The following is a 15114-nucleotide window of genomic DNA, read 5'->3' on the forward strand; positions in this document are numbered from 1 at the left end:
ACCAGGCGGACGGGCTAGCGACTCGCCGGCACATCGTCGAGCGCCATGCGCGGGGTGCGCCGTGGGCTCGCAGCGCCTTCGGGGCCGTATCCGAGACGGATGAGCATCTGCACATGATCGGTCCGCCCTGGCGTCGGGCTGAGGGAACTGCGCAGGTCCTGCCATTCCAGTGCCTGGTGCAGCAGGGAGGCGCGCAGACCATGTGCCGTGGCGAGGAGCCACACGTGCTGGAGCGCTTGTCCGGCCCGCAGCCAGTCGGTGCGGCGGTCGTGTTCGGTGATCAGCACAGCAACGGTGGGTGTCGCCTCAAACGGTCGGGCGACCAGCCGCTCGGCGTGCCGCTGCGCGGTGAAGTCCCGCAGGGGAAGGTGTTCGCGCGCGTCCTGGGGGCCGAGCGCCTCCCGCGGCATGCCCACGTCGGGACCCGGCTCCCGGTCTCGGTGCACCCAGCGGCTGCTCTCCGTAGCGCGGTCGGTGGCGATGCGGTTACGGCCCTCGGCCTCTGCGGTCAGGCGGAGCAGCCGCTCCGTCTCGACGGCATCCGGGAACCAGAGCCGCGCGCCTTCCACACGGGCGGCTTCACAGAGTTCGTTGCGCAGATACGGCGGCAGCGGCCGCCCGGAGAACGGGAGGCGGCTGCTGTGCCTGCGCCAGATCGCCTCGTACAGGTCGGCCCGGTGCTCCGTTGGGCGCCGGGCAACGGACCCTGCCAGGCGGACAATGGCGAGCAGTCCGGGGTCCTCCGGGGAGGGCAACAGGCGCCTGACCGGCGACCATCCGGAGTGCGCGATCGCGACCCGGAGATTCAAGAGGCACGCCCCCACCGAGAGATGCAGGGCGCGACCGGTCGGGTCCGTGTGCCGCAGGCCGCGTTCAGGGGCGGCGCGCACCTGGAACGTGGCCGACCCGGGATCCAGGCGGAAGCACCATGGCTGGGTGTTGTGGATCGAGGGCGCGGCGACCGCGGCCGACACACAGGTTTCCGGAAAGACGGCGTCCAGGGATGTGCTGTGCAAGATGCCCTCCTCACGCGTCGGCGTCGGACAGCGGATGCTGTTCTCCGAGCCTGGGCGCCCGGCCACGGCCCGGTGAGGGGCCGATGGTCCCGCCTCGGGGACCGGACGGGCCACACCTCACCGCGTGGGCGGCGTACGGGAACGCAGCCGTGACGTCCCGTCCTGCAGTTCCACGCCGGTATGGGCTGAACGGCCCAACATCAGCTGCGAGTTGGCCCCCGATCGACCCTCCCGCACTGCCTGGTCGGCCCCTGTCAGGGCTCGCTCCCGACTGTCACCTTCGTGAACGTCACCACGAGGACGAAGGGCAGACCGATGGACCGCAGCAGGCATATGAAGAAGCGGCTCTGGCGATGGCGTAACAATCCGCTCCGACGGCACCACGACATCCTCGAGGCCTGGATCATGCTGGCCGTGTGGGCGGTCACAGCGGTGGGCGGTACCGTCGCCGGTCTGGTGACGGCCCACGCAGCCGACGAGGTGTTCGCCCGGCAGCGCGCCGAGCGGCATTTCGTGCGGGCTGTCCTCCTCAACGACGTCCCCCGGAACGTCGCGGGGGATGGAGCCACAGGCGACAAGATCTCCGCACGAGTCCGCTGGACAGACCCCAACGGCTCCGCCCACACGGACACGACCCTGGTGGACACCGGGCTGAACGCCGGATCCAGGATCGTCGTCTGGACGGACGGCCGGGGCGGGATCACCGCCGAACCGCCGACTCCCACGGAAGCGGCCGTCGAAGCCGGCGCCCTGGCCACCGCGGCCGCGCTCGCCTTCGCCGGCCTCGCTTTCGGCGCCGGAACCCTCGCACGGTGGAGGCTCGACCGGCGGCGCATCGACCAGTGGGGCAGGGAGTGGGACCTGGTCGGCCCGCAGTGGGGCCACAAGACCGGGTGATCCATACCTTGCTGCGGGAAGCGCAGCCAAGCCGTATTGACATGCTCCTCGCTCTGAAGGGCGAGAATTCTGGCCTTCCTTGACTGGTTGCTCTGCCGCTACGCGGCACGGTTTCCGGTCCGGAATCCGTGGCTTCCTGTTTCTTCGCGCTGTGCCAGAACGGATTCTGGTCTTACTGGCGCTCCGCAGGCTGATACCGCCAGTCCGGCGGCCGTCTTGACGTTGAGTGCGGCGTTGGCGTCCCGGTCGTGGAGGGTGCCGCAGGCAGTGCAGGTCCATTCCCGGATGTTGAGGGGTTTGGGTCCGTCCAACCCGCATCATGGACGGACTTGGCCAGCTTGGTGCGGGCCAGCGCCTTCACCGACAGGCCCTCCACGGCGATCCCTTGGTTCTCGGAGATCAGCTTGGCGGAGAGCTGGTGGTGGAACTCGCGGCGTGCGTCGGTGACCTGGGCGTAGGCTCGGGCGACCTTGAGGCGGGCCTTGGCGCGGTTCTCGCTTCCCTTCCGCTTGCGGGACAGCTCCCGCTGGGCCTTCTTCAGCTTCTTCTCCGCGCGCCGCAAAAAGCGCGGGCAGTCGATCTTCGTGCCGTCGGACAAGACCGCGAGGTGAGTGAGGCTGAGATCGATACCGATGGTGCGGTCGGTTTCGGGCATCCGCGCCTGGTCGGCGGCGGGGTCGGTGTCGATGACGAAGGAGGCGAAGAATCTGCCCGCCGCGTCCTTGACAGTGACGGAAGTGGGGGTGGCGGGCAGCGTGCGGGACCACTTCACCTTCACCGCGCCGATCTTCGGCAGGTCCAGACGGCCACCATCGGTGATCTTCCAGCGTGCGTTGGCGGTGAACCGGATCGACTGCCGCTTGTCCTTGCGGGACTTGAACCGGGGTGCGCCCAGTTTCGGGCCCTTGCGCGTGCCCTTGAGGGAGGCGAAGAAGTTCCGGTAGGCGGCCTCCGCATCCCTCAGGGAGTGTTGGAGGACGACCGCGGAGACCTCGCCCAGCCAGGACCGCCCGGCTGTCCTCTTGGCCTCGGTGATCAGGCGCGTGGACAGCTGACCGGCCGTCGGGAACGGCTGCCCGTCCTTGCGGGTGCATGACGATCACACAGGGCAAGTCGAACCCATGTCGTCACCAGGAACCTGCGAGCGACGCGTCACCGTCACGAGCAGGGTCCGCTCCGCCGGAACGCCACCGCGACGCTCCGCGTCGCGACCCCAGGATTCGCTTCACCCCGGCCTGAAGGCCGGAGCGCTGCGAATGATTCCCGTTGGCCGTCAGCGTCCTGCCGTTGACCTGGTACGGCAGCTCCAGGCTCCCCCGGCTCACTGATGTACCAGAATTCGATCCGGTCGGCGGGGCGCCTCGGCCGTCCCCACGTCGGCCTGCCGACGTTCGGCACGACGCCGCTGCGTCCGTAGTGCCAGTGCGTCGAACACTGCACTGAGCACGAAGCCGACCGCCATGGAGACCACCAGGAGAACCGCGAACAGCTTCCAGAACTCCGAGGTCAGTGACGTAGCCACACTGCACACCCCCTTCCACCTAGTCGTCTTTCGTCCTCATCGAACGTCCGGGACCGTTCCGGCACAGGGTGCCGAAGGACCCGGACGCGGTGCCGGGTGGCCCAGCCATGGGGCCGGGTGACCCATCGCCCGGCTCGGGGCGCGGGAGCACGCTGGACGTGGCAGGTTCGTACGCCCTGACTGGAGGCACATCATGAACGCTCCCGCCACGGCCGGCATGCTGCAGGCGTTGCCGACCGAGCACCGCCATCGTCTGATGCGCTTCGCCCGTGAGGTGTCGTTCCCGCAGGGCACCCGCCTCTTCGAAGAAGGTGGCAAGGCGGATCGGTTCTGGATCATCCGTACCGGCTCCGTCGCCCTCGACATGCACGTGCCCGGCCGCCGCGCTGCCGTCATCGAGACCCTCCGCCACAACGAACTCATCGGCTGGTCCTGGCTGTTCGCCCCGCACACCTGGCACCTGGGCGCCGAGGCGACCAGCCCGGTACGCGCCTACGAGTTCGACGCCACGGCGATCCGCTCGATGTGCCAGGACGACCCCGCGCTCGGCGCGAGCGTCTCCCGGTGGGTGGGCGACGTCCTCGCTCACCGCCTGCGCTCGACCCGCACCCGGCTGCTGGACCTCTACACCCCCTACGGCAGCGGCAGCCTCCTGTGACCGGGCCGACGAGTCGAAATGACAGCGCCGAAAGAGGCATCATGCACGGCACCCCGCACATCGTCAGCGACGTGATGACCCACACCGTCGCCGCCATCGGCCGTGGCGCCTCCTTCAAGGAGATCGTGCGGATGATGCAGGACTGGAAGGTCAGCGCGCTGCCCGTGCTGGAAGGCGAGGGCCGGGTGGTCGGGGTCGTGTCCGAAGCCGACCTGCTGCCCAAGGAGGAGTTCCGCGACAGCGACCCCGACCGGTACACCCAGCTGCGCCGCCTGTCCGACCTGGCCAAGGCCGGGGCAGTGAACGCTGGGGAGCTGATGACCTCGCCGGCCCTCACCGTCTACGCGAACGCAACGCTCGCCCTGGCCGCGCGGACCATGGCACGCGCCAAGGTCAAGCGCCTGCCCGTCGTCGACGACGTGGGCATGCTGCAGGGCATCGTCAGCCGCGCCGACCTGCTGAAGGTGTTCCTCCGCGAGGACGAGGACATCGCGGAGGAGGTACGCCGGGAGGTGGTGTCGTACCTCTTCCCCGCGTCGACGTCAGCCGCCGGTGTGGCGGTGCGGGACGGGGTCGTGACACTCAGCGGCCGTATCCGGGACACGTCCCTGGTCCCCGTGGCGGCACGGCTGATCCGAGCCGTTGAGGGGGTAGTGGACGTGGAGTTCGACGTCTCCGAGCACGGCCGTTCCTCGGAGACGACCCCTGACCCATCGAGTCACAGCGAGAATGCCTCACCGCCGTGAACCGCCCCGAGTGAACGTTGAATCATCGCGGCAAAGACCTTGCAGCGTCGCGCACGTTCCCTTCCAGCGCGCACCGTCCGTGCGGCGACCACCGCCGCTCCGCGTTGCTGCCTCAGGAGCTGAGTGCCGGCAGGCCGAGTGGGCAGCGCGGGGTCGAGTACTGCACGGTGCACCACACGCTTCGGCAACTTCCGGGAATCCCTGTCGAGTTCGGCTGCCCCTCCTACCGCGGGGTTATGGTTCAAGGCCGTTCGGCCCCTGCGCACGCCCGCAGGCACGCGCCCGGCGGGTGGCGTCCCGTTGGGGTGGAAAGGCGGACTGCCATGGAACAAGTGATTCTTGCCTCCAGCGACCCATCGGCGCCCAGCCGGACCGCGGCCGATTGGGCCGCGCAGGAGGCACGGCTACACGGTCTGCCGCTTCGCGTGGTCTACGGCTCACCTCAGGAGGTGAGCGAGGCCAAGGTGGTTGTGTGCGGCCTGCGCCGGGAGGATGTCGCTGACCCTCAAACGGCCGGCTCGCCCCTTCCTGCGAACGTCGAAGCCGCGGCCCGGCCTCTCGTGTTCGTCCCGGACAACCTCTGCGGCCCTCTCCACTCCGAGGAGGTCACGCTCGGAGTGGACGCCCGGAACCCCGCGGCCGCCGCGATCGACTTCGCCTTCGACAGCGCCCGGATACGAGGCTCAGGCCTGCACGTTGTCAACGCCTGGTCGCTTCCCGCCAGTGCCGCCGAACTGCCCTTCGCCATACCGGAGGAGGACCGGGCCGCCTGGGAGAACCAGGAGGTGCAGCAGCTCGCCGATACGCTGCAGCCGTGGCGTGAGAAACATCCGGAGGTACCAGTGCTCCAGGACGTCGTCCTGTTCACGCCGGCGTACGCCCTGCTCCACTGTTCCGCAGGCGCCGCGCTGGTCGTGGTGGGCAGGAGACCCGGCGCCGAGTGGGGGTACATGCTTCGGTCCCTTTTGCGAGAGGCCGCGTGCCCCGTAGCCGTGGTGCCGTAGCAGGCGCGGCCATGCGGCGACCCCGGTGCCGGGCACCGGGGTCTGGGCGGAGCGGAGCGTTCCGGCGCGCCTTTATGTATACGTCAGCTCGTCGGCGACATGAGCCGCCCACGTCTCGATCGCTGTGAAGTCGCGGAAGTCGCCGCCCTTTCCGTTGCGGAGGATCATCCGTGCGACCCATCCCTTCGCACCCTCTTCCAGGCAGCCCCCGAAGGTGACGTGTTCCTTGGCGTCGAGCACGACCATGGCCTTCTTCACGCCGGGTACCGGCGGGATGTCCCGCTCCGAGGCCGATGCGTCGAGCGGGCCGCTGCTGAACAGCCACAGTGGGCGTTCGGCCAAGTCGTGGCGGTGCCGACGGAGGAACCGGCGGGCGTGCTTCTGCCAGCGTCCGGCGTACAGCCCGCCACCGACCACAACGGCGTCGTACGACGCCACACTCGTGACGGACTGGGCCGGAAGGGCTTCTACCGTCAGCCCGTCCTTACGCAGGACGTCGGCGATGGTCTCGGCGATCTGCGCTGTCGATCCGTTCGTGCTTCCGTAGGTGACCAACACGGTGCCGGTCATGGCGGTACGCCTCCTTTCACAATCGGCGCAGCCAGTCGTCGGCCACGCCGTGCAGAGCGTGCTCCTGGGTGCGCAGGCGCGCGTCATCCAGCCGGTACGTGAGCCTGTCGACCACGCCGACCACGCCATCGATCCGTGCGGTCATCGACAGGGCGATCTCCGTCTCGCTCTTGCGTTCCATGTGGCCGGTGAGGGTGACGACGCCCTGCACCACGGACACGTCGATGCTGCGGGGCGGCAGCCACAGGGTGCGCCCCAGTACGTCCTCGATCACCTCGTCGCGGATCTCCTTGTCCGGCCGCAGGAAGACCTGGAGCAGGTCGCGGCGGGTGACGATGCCGACCAGCCGGTCCGCCTCGTCGAGCACCGGCAGCCGTTCCACCTGGTGCTGGGCCATGGTGCGGGCGGCCTCGACGATGGTGTCGTCGGCGTGCGCGGTGACGGGCGGCGCGGTCATCAGTCGGCCGGCGGTGCGGGCATGCGCCTTCGCCGCCTGCCGGCGGGCACCGCGCGTCAGCCCGGACAGGAACGCGAAGCGACGGCGCGGCTCGTACGGTTCGGGGGTGGCCGCCTGGCGTGCCAACAGGTCCGTTTCAGAGATGACGCCGATGACCTTGTCGTCCTCGTCGACCACCGGCAGCCCGCTGATCCGGTGGGCCGCGAGCAGTCGGGCGACCTCCTTGAACGGGGTGCCGTACGCGGCACGGACGACGTCCGTGGTCATCACGGAGCCGACCTTCTGGTTCTTCATGTCCGTTCCCTCCTCAGCGAAGCCGGCGCAGATAGGGGTCCTGGGGCCTGCACGGCACCAGGCGGATCCGCGCGTCCAGCACGGTGACGCCCCCTCGTGTCGCGAGCACCGGGTTGAAGTCGGTCTCAGCGAGCTGCGGCAGGTCCGCCGCCATGCGGGACAACCGCAGCAACAGCTGCTCCAGCTCCTCAAGGTCGACGGGTCCGTTGCCGTGGGCGCCGAACAGGAGCGGGGCGCAGCGCGGGGAGGTGATCAGGTCGTGCACGTCGTGGTCCGTGAGCGGGGCGAGCCGGGCGGCGTGGTCGGCCAGTACCTCCGTGGCCGTACCGCCGAGCCCGAACAGGACGAGCGGGCCGAAGACCTGGTCCTGGACGACGCCGGCGAACAGCTCGGTGCCTCGGTCGGCGAGCGGCTGCAGCACGACGCCGGTCATCAGCCCGGCGAATCGGGTCTCAAGGTCGCGGAAGGCAGCCCGGATCTGGGCATCGCCGCGCAGGTCGAGGTGGACGGCGTGCTGCGCACTCTTGTGCACCAGGCCGGGCCAGTGGGCCTTCATGACCACCCGGCCATCGCTGCCGCGCAGCCGGTCGGCGGCCAGGACGGCGTCGTCCTCGGTCTCGGCCCAGGCCCACGGGATCTGCGGGAGGCCATAGCAGGCCAGCAGGTCGGCGCAGGTGCGCGGGTCCAGCCAGCCGCCGTCGGGGTGTGCGGCGAGGTAGGTCTCGACGACCGTGCGAGCTCGCTCCGTCTCGACGCCGTCGAGATAGGGGATGGCCCTGGCGGGACGGGCGAGCCAGGCCGCGCGGTGTGCGGCGTGGGCCAACGCCCGTGCCGCCGCCTGGGGTTCGGCGTACGACGGGATGGTGCTGTCATCCGCAGCGGGCAACAGCTCGACGGGCAGGCCCTGTTCGAGCCGTACCGCGGCGATCGGCTTCGCCCTCCGGCCGGAGGCTCGGGTGAGGGCCCGGACGAGGTCGTCGCCGGTCGCCGCGGCGACCGCCGTGGGGACCAGAGCGACGAGGACGGCGTCGACGCCGCCGTACCGCATGATCCGGTTCACGCAGTCCGTGAGCTGTTCCTCCGTGACGGCGGCTGTGGCGTCGACCGGGTTGCCCACCGCGGCCCCGTCCGGCAGTACGGCAAGCAGGTCGTCGATCAGTTCCGGTGTGGGGTCCGGGAGCGACAGTCCTGCTTCGGCGCAGGCATCGGCCGCGAGGACCCCGGCCCCGCCTGCGTTGGTGACGATCGCCACCCGGCTGCCTGCCGGCAGTGGCTGCGAGTGCAACAGCGCGGCGGTCTCAAGGAGTTCACCGATCGACCGGGTGGCGGTGATGCCGGCCTGGGTGAAGAGCGCGCCGCGGGTCATGGTGCGCGTGGCGGCAGCCGCGGTGTGCGAGGCGGCGGCGCGGCGGCCCGCGTCGGTGCGGCCGGCGTCGACGGTCAGGACCGGCATCCGGCGGGTGACGCGCCGGGCGGTGCGGGAGAACGCCCGCGGGCTGCCGAAGGACTCCAGGTGCAGCAGGGCGAGGTCGGTGGTGCCGTCGCTCTCCCACCACTGGAGCATGTCGTTGCCGCTGACATCGTACTTGTCGCCGAGAGAGGCGAAGGAAGAGACGCCGATACCGAGCCGGGACATCCCGTCGAGCAGGGCGATGCCGACACCGCCGGACTGGACGGCGACGCCCGCGGTGCCGGGCCGTGGATGGCCGGCGGCGAAGGTGGCGTCGAGACTGAGCTCCGGGTCGGTGTTGGAGATGCCGAGGCAGTTCGGGCCGACGAGGCGCATGCCGAACGAACGGCAGGCCGCAAGCAGAGCGTGCGCCTGGTCGGCGTCCAGGCCCGCGGTGACGACGAGGAGGGCCCGTACGCCCGCCCTGCCGCACTCCTCGGCCGTCGCCGGGATCGCGGCGGCAGGTACGGCAAGCACCGCGAGGTCGGGTGTCTTGGGCAGGGCGCTGACCGACGAGTAGGACGGCACGCCGAAAATCGAGTGCGCGGCGGGGTTCACCGCCAACAGGCGCCCGGTGTAGCCGCCCGCGTGCAGCTGGTGCAGGATCGCCCGGCCCACCGAACCCGGCTTGCGCCCGGCTCCGACGACGGCGACCGTCTTGGGCCGCAGCAGCGGCTTCAAACTGGCGACGTCGGCGGCACGCCCCCGTTCCTCGACGGCTGTGAGATAGGTGTCGCTCTGGTCGAGGGTGATGGTGCAGCGCACCTCCGGGCCCTCGAAGCGGCGCTCCGTGCGTAGACCGAGGTCGGCGAACAGCTTCAGCACCTCGTGGTTCTCACTGAGCGCGTCGGCCGTGAAGGTCGTGATGCCCTCGGCGCGGGCGGCAGAGACCAGGTGCTCGACGAGCAGGGTTCCCACGCCCTGGTGGTGTAGCCCGTCGGCGACGGCGATGGACACTTCGGCCGCGTCCTTCTCGTCCCCTGTGTCGTACTCGGCAAGACCGATCACCCGGCCCTGCGTCTCGGCCAGCAGCGCCCGGTAGCCGATGCGGGCCGGAGCGCAGGCCCGGTCGGCGGCCAGACGGGCCGAGCGGTGGCTCGCGGCGAAGAACCTCAGGCGCAGGTTCTCTGGGGACATCTCCTCGTACAGCCCCTCCAACTGGTCGTGATCACTCGGCACCACGGGACGGATGCACATGGTGGTGCCGTCCGTGAGCAGGGCGTGGACGGGGGGTCGTTCGGTCACGTCGTGCGTCATCGCGGGACTCCTCCAAGCCTCTTGTCACTTCGAGCATCCGGCGGATCGGGGGGTGGTCCCATGGGCTGTCTGGGGGCGATGCGAGGGCCGGTAGGCCCAAGTTTTCGCCAGCCGTCCCTCCCCGGCACGGACGTGGGAGGCGTGCCTGACGGTGCACGTGCATGTTCAGGGTGCGCCGCTCCTTGCCGGTCAGTGCGGTGCTATCCCGGTCTTCGGCCTGGGCACCAATGATTACGTTGAAGTCATCGACGTAGGCCATCAAGCGATGGAGGCGGCATGCCCGGCAAGAAGACGGCGAAGGTGCCGCGCGCGGCATACGAACGGGAACTGCTGCGCCTGCAGACGGAGCTGGTGAAACTGCAGGAATGGGTGCGCGCCGAGGGCGCCCGGCTGGTCGTGGTCTTCGAGGGCCGGGACGCGGCCGGCAAGGGCGGCACCATCAAGCGAGTCGCCGAACACCTCAACCCGCGTGTCGCGCGCATCGCGGCACTGCCCAAGCCGACCGAACGCGAGCGCACCCAGTGGTACTTCCAGCGCTACGTAGAGCATCTGCCGGCCGCCGGGGAGATCGTGCTGTTCGACCGGTCCTGGTACAACCGGGCGGGCGTCGAGCACGTCATGGGCTTCTGCTCGAAGGAGGAGTACCAGCTCTTCCTTCGGCAGTGCCCGATCTTCGAGCGGATGCTGGTGGAGGCCGGGGTCCTGCTGCGCAAGTACTGGTTCTCGGTGAGCGACACCGAGCAGCAGGAGAGGTTCCGCAAACGGCTGGAGGATCCGCTGCGGCGCTGGAAGCTCTCGCCGATGGACCTGGAGTCGCTCACGCGCTGGGAGGCGTACTCACGGGCCAAGGACGAGATGCTGGTGCACACCGACATCGCCGAGGCGCCGTGGTACGTCGTCGAGAGCGACGACAAGCGCCGCGCCCGACTGAACATGATCGCCCACTTGCTGGGCTCCGTGCCGTACCACGAGGTGCCGCTGCCAGTGCTTCAGCTGCCGAAACGGCCGCCGTCCACCGGCTATGTGCGCCCGCCGCGCGATCTGCAGACCTACGTCCCGGACCACGCGGCGGGCATGTGACCCGCTCCTGCTCGGATCACACCTGGTGCGGTACGACGGCGACCGGGCAGGCGGAGTGGTGCAGTGCCGCGTGGGCGACCCGACCGAGTTGGAGCCCGAGGTGTCCCTGACGGCGCCGGACGCCGACGACCAGCAGGTCGGCTTCGTGGGAGGCGTCCAAGAGCACCCGGCGGGCATGGCCCTCGACGGTGCGCCGACGCACATCGATGTCCGCCGGGACGTCCTGCAGCGCCGCTTCCAGTTCCTCGACCGCCCGCTCCTCATGCAGGCGGGCGGGCTCACCAGCCAGCAGCGGGTGGTCAGTGGTCTCGTGCGCGGGGCACCGCCAGGCTCGTACGGCCTCCAGCTGCACGCCGCGGCGCCGTGCCTCCTCGGCGGCGAACCGCACGGCCGCTGACTCCTTCGCGTCCTCGCCGACGCCCACGACGACACGGCCGCGTACCGGGGGGGTCGCCTGGTTGTCGTGGCTGCCGCGCAGCACGATCACGGGGCAGTCGGCGTTGGCGGCCACGGCCAGACTGACGGAACCGAGCAGCATCTCGGCGATGCCGCTGCGGCCGTGCGTGCCCACGACCAGCGCGGAGGCGTGCCGTCCCTCGCGCACGAGGGCGTACTCCGGCTCCTCGAAAACCACGTCGGCGGTCACCCTCAGGTCGGGGTGCCGAGCACGTGCCCGCTGAGCAGGGGCGCCGACGACGTCCTGGGCCAACGGCAGCGCAGTCGGCTTGCCGAGGTCCCGGGCGAGCGCGGCACCCTCGTACCGCTCCCACAGGCAGGCATACACCACCCGCAGCGGCACCCCGCGGAGCACGGCTTCGTCGGCCGCCCAGTCGGCGGCACACAGGCTCGGCTCGGAACCGTCCACGCCCACGACCAAGGGCTCGCCGAGGGCTCGTTCCACCGCTGCGTTCATGATCTCCACTCCTCCAGAGAATGCGTTCAGTCGTGCGTTACGACGGCGACAGGGGCGGTTGCGTGGTGCAGTACCGCGTGCGTGACAGGTCCGATGTGGGCACCGGTCGGGCTGCGGCGCGTCCGACGACCGACGACGACCAGCGATGCCTCGCGGGAGGCGTCGATGACGTGGTTGGCGGGGCTGCCGCAGCGGGACACCTCGACGACCTCGATCTCCGGGTACTTCTGCCGCCAGGGGAGCAGCACCCCCGCCAGCGCGGCAGCCTCCTGTCGGCCCAGTGCGGCGTTGAGCTCGGGGTCGGCGGGGAGGCCGTAGGCGAAGTAGGGCGGAAGGTTCCAGCCGTGTACGACCCTCAGCGCGGTGTGGCGACGGGCGGCCTCCTCGAAGGCGAAAGCGATCACCGCGCCATCGGGGTGGCGGCGGACGGGATGCCCACCGGATCCGCCTCGTGCTCGTCGGCGGCCTGCTCCCCGGCCCGCACCAGAATGACAGGGGTCTCCGTGTGCACGATCACTGCCATGCCGACGGACCCGACGAGGAATCCCCCGATCCCACTCAGCCCGCGCGAGCCGAGGACCAGCAGCTCGGCGTCCTTCGCCGCCTCGGCCAACGCATCCGTCGGCCTGCCGGAAATCTGCTCCATCTCCACGTGCACGCCGGGGTGGCGCAGACGGAGGCCCGCGGCGGCTTCTCGTGGAATCCTCCCCCAGCCTTCGGCCGGGGGCGCCCCCATCTCGCTTCGTTCGCTCCAGTGCGCCTGCGTCTCGGCGCCCAGGAGCGGGGCCTGCGCCATGGGCTCCGGGACGGGCTCCCAGACATGCACCAGCCGCAGCGGCAGCCCGCGCAACTTCGCCTCACGGGCCGCCCACTCGGCGGCGGCACGGCTCTCGGGCGAGCCGTCGAGGCCCACGATGACGTTGCGGGACATGTCGTCCACCTCCTGGTCGGGGTTCTGACTCCAGGGTGGCGACGAGGAGAGACGCAGTGCAGAGCCCGCAGGTCCCCGGTCTGGGACCGATAGACCCCATCGGCCGAGATGTCCCCGCCAACGCAGGGCCCGCGACGCCGGCCGCGACAGAGCGGTACGTGCGAGCAAAGCGAGTCCGGTGTCGAGCGGGCCGAGGGTCACCAACCCGATCCGCCGAGAGTCGTGCGCTCCCCGAACCTCGTCCGAGAACACCTACAGAAGCAAGGATCCGGTCCACAGGAGCAGCGGCACCCGCAGGCCGTTCGGCATCTCGCGGCCGACCAGGGTCCCGGAGGATCATGAGGTCCTTCGGCTCAAGGAGGATCATGTCCCAGAGCTCGGTCGGCCGTGCTCCAAGGTGGCGCCGTCTGGTGCCAGGGCTCGGTGCGCTGTTCGGCTATCGGCGCTCATGGCTGCGGGGCGACGTCCTGGCCGGGGTGACGGTGGCCGCGTATCTCGTGCCCCAGGTGATGGCGTACGCGGGGGTGGCCGGCCTGCCGCCGGTCGCCGGACTGTGGGCGATCCTGCCGGCGCTTGCCCTGTACGCCCTGCTGGGCTCCTCCCGCCTGCTCTCCGTCGGCCCGGAGTCGACGACCGCGCTGATGACGGCGACGGTGGTCGGGCCGCTCGCCGCCGGAGATCCGGCCCGATACACAACACTGGCGGCCACCCTCGCGATCGCGGTCGGCCTGTTGTGCGTGCTGGCATGGGCGGCACGGCTCGGCTTCATCGCTGACCTGCTGTCCCGGCCGGTGCTGATCGGGTATCTGGCGGGCGTGGCACTGATCATGATCGTGGACCAGCTTCCCAAACTGACCGGTGTCCGAACGACAGGCTCGGCCTTCTTCTCCCAACTGTGGTCCTTCGTAGGGCACTTGCCGCGGCTCCACCTGGCCACGGTGTTGTTCGCCGTCGCGGCGCTCGGAGTCCTCTTCGCAGTGGCCCACTTCTTCCGCACCGTGCCCGGTCCCCTGCTGGCCGTCGTGTTCGGCACGGCCGCCGTGTCCGTCTTCGACCTCGACGACCGATACGGCATCAAGGTGATCGGCGACGTCCCCTCGGGCCTGCCCACCGTGGCTCTGCCGGACCTGGCGGAACTGCCGCACCTGGTGCTCCCCGCCTTGGGCATCCTCCTGGTCGGCTACACGGACTTCATCCTCACCGCGCGGGCCTTCACCAAGCGCGACCACGAGGGCCCCGGGCTCGACCCCAACCAGGAGTTCCTCGCGCTGGGCGCCGCCAACCTCGGCGCGGGCACACTGCACGGCTTCCCGGTCAGCAGCAGCGCCAGCCGCACCGCGCTGGCCTCCTCAGCCGGCGGGCACAGCCAGGCGTACTCCCTGGTGGCCGGCGCGGCCGTCCTCTCGGTCCTGCTCTTCCTGAGCCCCCTGCTCTCCCGCACACCCACGGCGGTCCTCGGCGCGCTCGTCGTCTACGCGGCCGTCCGCATGATCGACCTGACAGGCTTCCGACGGCTGGCGTCCTTCCGCCGCCGCGAACTGCTACTGGCGCTCGGCTGCCTGACCGGGGTTCTCGCCCTCGACATCCTGTACGGCGTGCTGGTCGCCGTCGGTCTGTCCGTGGCCGAACTGCTCACTCGGGTGGCCCGCCCGCACGACGCCATCGAGGGCCTGGTGCCCGGTGTGGCGGGCATGCACGACGTCGACGACTACCCGCAGGCCCGCACCATCCCCGGCCTGCTTGTCTACCGCTACGACTCCCCGCTGTTCTTCGCCAACGCCGAGGACTTCCGCCGCCGTGCCCTGGCCGCCGTCGACGAACAGACCGAACCGGTCCGCTGGTTCGTCCTCAACACCGAGGCCAACGTAGAGGTCGACATCACCGCCCTGGACGCGGTCGACGAACTCCGCCGCGAGCTCGCCCACCGCCGCATCGTCTTCGCCCTCGCCCGCGTCAAGCAAGACCTACTGGACGACCTGAGGGCGTACGGCCTGGTGGACACCGTCGGCAGCGAGCGGATCTTTCCGACACTGCCGACGGCCGTAGCCGCATACAGGAAGTGGCACCGCGATCAGTAGTCCGCCCCGGGAATTGCCCTCCGAACCGCAATGTTTGCGACGCGCCTGGCAAGGTGGTCGCTGTCGTCATTGGCTCAGGACGGTTGCGGCGGACAGGGCCGACGGGAAGTCGTCCCGGCGCCGTGCGGCCCTACGCCAAGGTGGGTTGTGGGGCCGATGCGCCTGAATCACTTGGGCCCTTCGGCCCCTCTTCGCCCAACGCCGTGAAACAGCGCCGAAACACGGTCGGGGGCCTGCTACA

12 protein-coding genes and 2 pseudogenes are annotated in these 15114 nt (G+C 70.3%); 6 read left to right on the top strand and 8 right to left on the bottom strand.

Features of this window, described 5'->3' with window-relative positions; genetic code table 11:
* Positions 1–14 precede the first annotated feature (14 nt).
* Positions 15–1016 (bottom strand): Acg family FMN-binding oxidoreductase, encoded by a 1002-nt coding sequence (locus ACI2L1_RS30050; protein ID WP_404742538.1) that lies wholly within the window; start codon positions 1014–1016, stop codon positions 15–17.
* Positions 1017–1331: 315 nt separating this feature from the next.
* Here ACI2L1_RS30050 and ACI2L1_RS30055 point away from each other — a divergent pair, with 315 nt between their 5' ends.
* Positions 1332–1913: a hypothetical protein gene (locus ACI2L1_RS30055; RefSeq protein WP_404742594.1), complete on the top strand. Its 582-nt coding sequence runs from the start codon at positions 1332–1334 to the stop codon at positions 1911–1913.
* Between the two features lie 98 nt (positions 1914–2011).
* Here the strand turns inward: ACI2L1_RS30055 and ACI2L1_RS30060 are convergent.
* Both ACI2L1_RS30060 and ACI2L1_RS30065 read right to left on the bottom strand, forming a co-directional pair.
* Positions 2012–2964, bottom strand: a pseudogene (locus tag ACI2L1_RS30060) (RNA-guided endonuclease InsQ/TnpB family protein).
* 270 nt (positions 2965–3234) lie between these two features.
* Positions 3235–3435, bottom strand: a complete 201-nt coding sequence (locus tag ACI2L1_RS30065) for a hypothetical protein (protein WP_404742539.1) — start codon at positions 3433–3435, stop codon at positions 3235–3237.
* A gap of 193 nt (positions 3436–3628) precedes the next feature.
* On the opposite strand from ACI2L1_RS30065, the gene ACI2L1_RS30070 reads away from it, so the two are divergent.
* The 3 genes from ACI2L1_RS30070 to ACI2L1_RS30080 all read left to right on the top strand — a co-directional run bounded on the left by ACI2L1_RS30070 (position 3629) and on the right by ACI2L1_RS30080 (position 5843).
* Positions 3629–4093, top strand: a complete 465-nt coding sequence (locus tag ACI2L1_RS30070) for a cyclic nucleotide-binding domain-containing protein (protein ID WP_404742540.1) — start codon at positions 3629–3631, stop codon at positions 4091–4093.
* Between the two features lie 41 nt (positions 4094–4134).
* Entirely contained in the window at positions 4135–4839 is a 705-nt protein-coding gene (locus ACI2L1_RS30075) for a CBS domain-containing protein (protein ID WP_404742541.1), read from the top strand.
* Positions 4840–5162: 323 nt separating this feature from the next.
* The gene (locus ACI2L1_RS30080) at positions 5163–5843 is read left to right on the top strand and encodes a universal stress protein (protein WP_404742542.1); all 681 of its coding nucleotides are present in this window, start codon (positions 5163–5165) and stop codon (positions 5841–5843) included.
* A gap of 72 nt (positions 5844–5915) precedes the next feature.
* Here the strand turns inward: ACI2L1_RS30080 and ACI2L1_RS30085 are convergent, their stop codons facing one another.
* From ACI2L1_RS30085 to ACI2L1_RS30095, 3 genes are read right to left on the bottom strand one after another with little or no spacing between them, the layout of a single operon-like run.
* On the bottom strand, positions 5916–6413 hold the full coding sequence (locus ACI2L1_RS30085) for a flavodoxin domain-containing protein (protein ID WP_404742543.1): 498 nt from the start codon (positions 6411–6413) through the stop codon (positions 5916–5918).
* 16 nt (positions 6414–6429) lie between these two features.
* Positions 6430–7164, bottom strand: coding sequence for a CBS domain-containing protein (locus tag ACI2L1_RS30090; protein ID WP_404742544.1), 735 nt, complete (start codon positions 7162–7164; stop codon positions 6430–6432).
* Positions 7165–7177: 13 nt separating this feature from the next.
* Positions 7178–9871, bottom strand: coding sequence for a GNAT family N-acetyltransferase (locus ACI2L1_RS30095; RefSeq protein ID WP_404742545.1), 2694 nt, complete (start codon positions 9869–9871; stop codon positions 7178–7180).
* Between the two features lie 276 nt (positions 9872–10147).
* On the opposite strand from ACI2L1_RS30095, the gene ppk2 reads away from it, so the two are divergent.
* Positions 10148–10951, top strand: a complete 804-nt coding sequence (gene ppk2, locus ACI2L1_RS30100; protein ID WP_404742546.1) for a polyphosphate kinase 2 — start codon at positions 10148–10150, stop codon at positions 10949–10951.
* A 16-nt stretch (positions 10952–10967) separates the two neighbouring features.
* On the opposite strand, the gene ACI2L1_RS30105 is transcribed toward ppk2, so the two are convergent.
* Positions 10968–11864 carry a universal stress protein gene (locus tag ACI2L1_RS30105; protein WP_404742547.1) on the bottom strand — a complete coding sequence of 299 codons (897 nt, stop codon included), beginning with the start codon at positions 11862–11864 and terminating at the stop codon, positions 10968–10970.
* 26 nt (positions 11865–11890) lie between these two features.
* Positions 11891–12795: pseudogene (locus ACI2L1_RS30110) on the bottom strand (universal stress protein).
* 365 nt (positions 12796–13160) lie between these two features.
* Between ACI2L1_RS30110 and ACI2L1_RS30115 the strand changes: the two are divergent.
* Entirely contained in the window at positions 13161–14873 is a 1713-nt protein-coding gene (locus ACI2L1_RS30115) for a SulP family inorganic anion transporter (protein ID WP_404742548.1), read from the top strand.
* Positions 14874–15114: the final 241 nt, after the last annotated feature.

The sequence above is a fragment of the Streptomyces sp. NPDC019531 genome, from assembly GCF_044903305.1.
Taxonomy (GTDB): domain Bacteria; phylum Actinomycetota; class Actinomycetes; order Streptomycetales; family Streptomycetaceae; genus Streptomyces.